This window comes from Lapillicoccus sp., from assembly GCF_025353065.1.
Lineage (GTDB): Bacteria > Actinomycetota > Actinomycetes > Actinomycetales > Dermatophilaceae > Lapillicoccus.
In genome coordinates this window covers 1-6,332 of record NZ_JANXRJ010000022.1, presented here as the reverse complement: position 1 = coordinate 6,332, position 6,332 = coordinate 1, and the positions used below count along the sequence as shown (strand labels likewise).

5 protein-coding genes are annotated in these 6,332 nt (G+C 71.3%); all 5 read right to left on the bottom strand.

Annotation, left to right across the window (positions count from 1 at the left end):
• The coding region (locus Q0R63_RS01525) for a glycosyltransferase (RefSeq protein WP_295692971.1) at positions 1-1,856 on the bottom strand (1,856 nt) is incomplete at its 3' end.
• A 21-nt stretch (positions 1,857-1,877) separates the two neighbouring features.
• Complete coding sequence (locus Q0R63_RS01520) at positions 1,878-3,014, bottom strand: DegT/DnrJ/EryC1/StrS family aminotransferase (RefSeq protein WP_295692969.1); 1,137 nt, start codon at positions 3,012-3,014, stop codon at positions 1,878-1,880.
• The gene (locus Q0R63_RS01515) at positions 3,011-4,006 is read right to left on the bottom strand and encodes an NAD-dependent epimerase/dehydratase family protein (protein WP_295692966.1); all 996 of its coding nucleotides are present in this window, start codon (positions 4,004-4,006) and stop codon (positions 3,011-3,013) included. The genes Q0R63_RS01520 and Q0R63_RS01515 overlap by 4 nt, the downstream gene beginning before the upstream one ends.
• Positions 4,003-5,088: a Gfo/Idh/MocA family oxidoreductase gene (locus tag Q0R63_RS01510; protein ID WP_295692963.1), complete on the bottom strand. Its 1,086-nt coding sequence runs from the start codon at positions 5,086-5,088 to the stop codon at positions 4,003-4,005. Before Q0R63_RS01510 ends, Q0R63_RS01515 begins: the two co-directional genes overlap by 4 nt.
• Before the next feature lie 99 nt (positions 5,089-5,187).
• A partial coding sequence (locus tag Q0R63_RS01505) for a fibronectin type III domain-containing protein (protein ID WP_295692961.1) occupies positions 5,188-6,332 on the bottom strand: 1,145 nt, incomplete at its 5' end.

The following is a 6,332-nucleotide window of genomic DNA, read 5'->3' as shown; positions in this document are numbered from 1 at the left end:
ACGCCCCCGACGGGAGCCGGCGGGGCGTCGCGCGCCACCGTCGTGCACCCGTTCGCCAGTACGTCGACGGCGACCCGATGGGTCGCCCCGATCCGAGCAGCGAGAGCGGGCGAGACGGCGACCCGCCGGTCGGCGATCGCCGCGTTGTCGGCCTCGAACATCTCGACGGCGCGGCGCGAGACCCCCATCAACCCCGAGCCGGCCGGCCAGTCGTCCGTGACGTAGTAGATGCGAAGGACGCCGGGCAGCCGCGGGAAGTGGGTCAGGGGGTTGGCCACCACGACCGCGTCGGCACCTCCGAGGCGGGCGACGGCCCGGCGCACGTGAAGGCCCGTCAGGGCGTTGGCCACCGTCCGCGACCCGAACCGGGTGGGCCATGGCGGTCCGACGACCTCGAGACGCCGGATGCCGGCCGCGACCTCGGTGCTGCGGGGCCGCAGCAGGGAGTCGACCGGCAGCAGTCGACCACGCGAACGGTCCACGACGGAGGTCGGTGGATCGACCCACAGCACCGAGGCGCGCTCGGCGAGCGCCGTGACGAGCCGACGGTCCGTCCCCTCGGCGCCATCCCACGAGACCCCCGGAAAGTAGACGAGTCGAGTGGGTGCCGTTGCGGCAGTGGGGAGCTCAGCTACCGTCGCCGCGACGGGGACGGTGTTGAAGTCGTCCGATCGGCCCCGACCGAGCCGGCGGGCGGTGACGCGCCGCACCTTGTAGGCGGCGAGGTCGAGCACGGCCCGCGTGTCCGTGACGGGGTGCACTCGCCGCGATCCCCGGTCGTCGACGGCCCGGCGGTAGATCTCCACCTGGTGGACCGCCGCCGCCTCGAGCGAGAACGACGTCACCACCGTATGCCGGGCGAAGGCCCCCAGCGCACCTCTCGTCGCGAAGTCGTCGAGGAGCGGTCGCAGCTGCTCCTCGAGCCGTGTCGCCCCGGTCGAGAGCCCGTCGCCGACGCCGTACCAGCCGGTCCAGCGGAACTGCTCGAGGGTCTGCGGGGTGAGGGTCGACCAGAAGCCCTGCTCACCCTGGACGACGACGGGTTTCGCGAAGGCCATGGCCCGCAGGGCGGATCCCCCCATGCCGAGGGCGATGTCCGCCAGCTCGTAGGCCGGCCGGGGGTCGTCGAGGGCTCCGGTGAGGACGACGGCCCGGCGTCCCGCCCTGGCGTTGGCCGTCGCGGCGGCTGCGGCGACCCGGTCGCGGGCCGGGCCGTCACCGACAATGGTGAGGACGGTGTCGCGCGACAGCGTCGGGACCACGGCGATCGCCGTGAGCAGGCCCTCGAGCTTGAGCTCCGCCGCGAGCCGACCGACGACGACGACCTGGGTGCCGAGGGGGATGTCGTGCTGCCTCCGGAACCCCTCGAGGTCAGCGATCCCGTCGGCCCGGTTGAGGTGGATGTCGACGGGGGGCTCGATGACGCTGACCTGCCGACGACCGGCCAACCGCTCGGTCGCCGCGATCTGGTCGGTCCCCACGGTGAGCGGCATCGCCCGCGGGATGAAGGGGGCGACGGCCATCGACATAACCGTGGCCACCGACGTCGCCCTGCCGCCCAGGCAGGCGATCCGGGCCTCGAGCGCCGGCGGCCACTCGTAGCCGTGGACGACGTCGACGCCATCGGCGCGGATGCGTGACCTCAGGTCCGCGACGATCCCCGCGCTCGGACGTCGGCCGGGCCGAGGACTCTCCACGAAGGGGAGACCGAGCTCGGCGATCCGGGACACGAGGGTGCCGGGCCGTCCGTAGACGCTGACGTCGTGCCCGAGATCCCGCACGGCGGCGGCGATCTCGATGGCGTTGAGCTGGCTGCCACCCATGTCGAGATCGTGGGGGTAGACGAAGATCTTCATCGACGAGTGCTTCCGACCGGGTCAGGTGATGGCCGCTGAGCGCACGACGACCGCGATGACGCGGTCCTGCTCCTGCGTGGTCATCTGGTGGAAGAGCGGGAGGATGAGCGTGTCGTCGTTGAGCCGCTCGGTGACGGGCAGCGCCTGGTGGGCGTGACCGGCATACGCGGGCTGCCGGTGCGCGGCCATGATGCCGCGGCGGGCGGAGACGTCGGCGAGCGCCAGCTGCTCGAGGAGGGCCTCGCGGCCGAGCGGGAAGCCTTCTCCCACCTCGATCCAGAAGGACTGGAAGTTGGCGGTGCCGTAGGCCGGGTCCTCCACGCAGCGCAGGCCGCGGAGGCCGTCGAAGGCCTCGCGATAGCGCCGGGCGAGCTCGCGGCGGCGGGCGACGACCTCGTCGAGGCGACCGAGCTGGACGATGCCGACGGCCGCCTGGAGGTCGGTCATCCGGAAGTTGTAGCCGACCTCGACGTAGCGCTCGGCGGGCGCCAGCACGCTCTTGTGGCGGTCGGCGGCACTGACGTCCATCGCGTGCTCGCGCAGCAGCCGAGCCCGGGCCGCCCAGTCCTCGCGGGTGGTGGTGATCATGCCGCCTTCACCCGTCGTGACGATCTTGCGCGGGTGGAAGGACCAGGTCGTGATCTCTGCCCCAGCACCCACCGGGCGGCCCTCGTAGGTCGAGCCGGCGCCGCACGCGGAGTCCTCGACGACGGTGATCCCGAGCGGGTCGCACAGCTCGCGGACCGCCCGTAGGTCGACCGGTATGCCGCCCTGGTCGACGACGATGACGGCCTTCGTCTCGGGCGTCAGCGCGGCCTTGACCGTGTCGGCGGTGAGGTTGCCGGTGAGGTGGTCGACGTCCGCGAAGACCGGCCGGGCTCCTACGTAGACAGCGGCATTGGCAGTCGCGATGAACGAGAAGGACGGGACGACGACGTCGTCGCCCGGCCCGACCCCGGCGACGACGAGGGCGAGGTGCAGCGCGGTCGTGCAGTTGGAGACGGCCACGGCATACGGGGCCTGCATGCGGCTCGCGAAGGCCGCCTCGAACGCGGCGACCTTCGGACCCTGGGCGACCCAGCCGCTCTCGATGACGGCGGTGACGGCCGCGACCTCCTCGGCCCCCATCCACGGCTGCATGACGTTGACGCGGCTCATGAGGTCACCAGCGACCGACCGGCGGCGACCGCCTCGCGCTGTGGGGCCCACCACGCGACGAGCTCGCGCAGACCGTCCTCGAGGCCGGTCGCCGCGGTCCAGCCGAGGTCGCGGCGGGCGGCCTCGACGTCGGCGAGCCGGCGGGTGACGCCGTTGACGGCGCGGTCGGGACCGTGCTCGACGGGGAGGTCGGAGTCCATCGCCCGCAGCAGCGCCTCGGCGAGGCCGAGGAGCGAGGTCTCCTCACTGCTCGCGATGTTGTAGACCCCTTCGCGCACGTCGGAGCCCATCGCGAGGATGTTGGACCGGGCGATGTCGACGGTGTAGACGAAGTCCATCGTCTGCAGGCCGTCACCGAAGATGAGCGGCGGCAGGCCGTCGGCGATCCGTTCCATCCAGCGGACGAGCACCTCGGTGTAGAGGCCGTGCACGTCCATCCGCGGACCGTAGACGTTGAAGTAGCGCAGCACGACGTAGTCGAGGCCGGTCATCGCCCGGAAGCTGCGGACCATGCCCTCGTTGAAGGACTTCGCGGCACCGTAGAACGTGTCGTTGTTGTGGTGGTGGTGACGTTCCGTCGTCGGGAACTCCTCGGCGAGGCCGTAGACCGACGCGGACGAGGCGAGCACGAGCTTGTCGACCTTGTGCTCGGCGGCGGCCTCGATGACGTTGAACGTGCCGTCGACGAGGACCTCGAGCGCGAGCCGCGGCTCCTCGGCGCACTGCGTGATCCGGATCGCGGCCTGGTGGAAGACGAGGTCCGAGGCCTTCGTGAGGTCGTGCACGAGGTCGCGGTCCCGCAGGTCGCCCTCGACGAGGGTGACCCTCCCGGACGCGAGCGCGGTCTCGAGGTTCTCGAGGCGACCGCGCACGAGGTTGTCGAGGACGTCGACGTGGGCGGCGCCGGCCTCGATCAGCTGGTCGACGATGGTCGAGCCGATCGTGCCAGCCCCTCCGGTGACGAGGACGCGGGCGCCGTCGATGGTGCTCATGCCAGAACCTCCAGCTCGCGGCTGACGACGTCGATCATCCGGCCACCGTCACCGAGGCTGGCCGTGGCCGCCTCGAGGACCCGGAGGACCCGTAGGCCGCTCTTTCCGTCGGTCAGCGGCGCTCGACGCTCGGTGATCGCCGCGGCGAACTCGGTGACCATGGCGCCGAGGGCCTCCCCCTCCGGGAGCGACGGAGCATACATGTCGCCCAGCCGGTAGGAGATGCTCGCCGAGCGCCGCTCGGCCAGGTCGTCCGTCATCGAGGTGAGGTCGAGGTCGACGCCGCGGTCGTAGACGCTCAGCCGCTGCTGCGGGTTGAGGTCGTCCCAGACGAGCGTGCGGCGGCTGCCGCCGATGACCATGTTGCGGATCTTGGTCGGGCTGAGCCAGTTGACGTGCACGTGGGCGATAGCCCCGCCCGGCAGGGGCATCGTGAGGTAGCCGACGCAGGCTCGGCCGGCACGGATCGGGTCGGCGCCGTGGGCGGCGACCCCCTCGGGCGCGAGCCCGCCGGGGAGGATCGCGTCGAGGATCGACAGGTCGTGCGGCGCGAGGTCCCAGAACACGTCGACGTCGGGCTGGATGAGGCCGAGGTTGATCCGCACCGAGTCGATGAAGAGGATGTCGCCGAGCTCGCCCGAGCGGACGATCTCGCGGATCCGCTGGACCACCGGTGTGTAGCAGTAGGTGTGGTCGCACATCAGGACGAGGCCACGGGTGCGCGCCTCGGCCACCATCGCCTCCGCCTCGACCTGCGACGAGGCGAGCGGCTTCTCGACGAGCACGTGCTTGCCGGCCTCGAGGGCGGCCATCGCGATCCGCCGGTGCGTCCCGGCGGGAGTCGCGATGGCGACCGCGTCGATGTCGGTGCGGGCGAGCAGCACGTCCAGGTCCGTCTCGACGTCCACCCGGGCGTCACCGACGACCTTGCGGGCCCGGGCCTCGTCGAGGTCGCAGACCGCGACGAGCTCCCACGAGGCGCTGCCCCGGAAGTTTCGGACGAGGTTCGGTCCCCAGTACCCAGCCCCGATGACAGCGACGCGCAGCGACATGACGGTGATTCCCCCAAGCAGGTTGAACATGGTCGATGAGAGCGGTGCGTCGTCCCCCCGGACGGCGTCGGTCAGGGTCTCGCTGACCCGCTCGACACCGCCGCCGGTCCCCCCGACGACAAAGAGGTGTCACAGAACATGGAACACCATCTGGACGGAATCCGTGGTGGAACTGGTAAATCGGCTCCCCGTCGAGGTCATCAGGATCTGGTACTGGAGGTAGCGCGACGAACGCGCGATGCTCGCCCCGGAGGACGCGACCGTCGTCCATCCGGTCCAGGGCGTCCCCGGGGACGTGGGCGTGGGGGTGTCGCCGGAGCGGACCTGGATCGTGCGGGTGGTCCCGGCCGGGAGGGTGCCGGTGAAGGCCAGCGTGTCCCAGCCGACCGTGGCGCCGGCGTCGACGACTGCCGACTGGTAGGTGCCGCTGGCCGCGAAGGGCGAGACCCGCAACCAGTCGACGACGAGAGGCGTCGCATCCGTGGTCGAATCCTGGAGCACGACGACCAGCGAGCTGCTGCGCCAGAAGGTTGCCGTGGAGACCTGGACGCCGTCGATGGAGAAGGCCACCTGGGTCGTGGAGACCCAGTCGACGCGGTAGCGGTGTGGAAGCGCGGCGTTCACTCCGGAGATGACGGTCGCGGAGTTGGAGAAGAGGCCATCCCTGGCCAGAGCGACGACCTGCCCCTGACTGTTGGTGCTGAGGGCGGCGTAGACGCTCTGGCTGCTGTTGCCGAACCCCACTCGCCCGTTCTTCGGCATGACTGCCGAGACCTCGAGGGACTTCGGCGACGCCGCCGTGGCCGTGCTGAAGATCCGCGTCCCCGACAGGGTGGCCTTCCCCCCGGAGACACCCGTCGTGCCACCCGTCGCGATGACCGTCGAGGTCCACCCGGTGGGAAGCGTCGTCCCGTCGAACTCGACCCCCAGGGTCGGCGCCTGCGTGACCTCACCATCGCTGTTCTGGGAGATGTAGCTGCCGGTCAACGTGCCGGAACCGAAGTCCGCGGCTGTCGTCTGGGTGACCGGAGTCACCGTCGGCACATAGGTCGCGGCGGCCCCCGTCGTCGTCGGCGACGTCGTCGAGTTGGCGGCCGCGTCGGCCGACGTTACCCGGTAGTAGTAGCGCGAGCTGGGGGTCAGCCCGGCCAGGGTCACCGCATGGCTCGTGCCGGCGGAACCGGTTGCCGTGGAGGTCAGCGCGGTGGCGGACGTGCCGTACTGGACGACGCTCGTCGAGGACTCGTTGGTCGTCCACGAGACGGTCGCGCTCG

What these genes read in the sequence shown, in the direction of transcription:
- Q0R63_RS01520 (WP_295692969.1), bottom strand. Translation starts at nt 3,014, where the DNA reads ATGAGCCGCGTCAACGTCATGCAGCCGTGGATGGGGGCCGAGGAGGTC.
- Q0R63_RS01515 (WP_295692966.1), bottom strand. Translation starts at nt 4,006, where the DNA reads ATGAGCACCATCGACGGCGCCCGCGTCCTCGTCACCGGAGGGGCTGGC.
- Q0R63_RS01510 (WP_295692963.1), bottom strand. Translation starts at nt 5,088, where the DNA reads ATGTTCAACCTGCTTGGGGGAATCACCGTCATGTCGCTGCGCGTCGCT.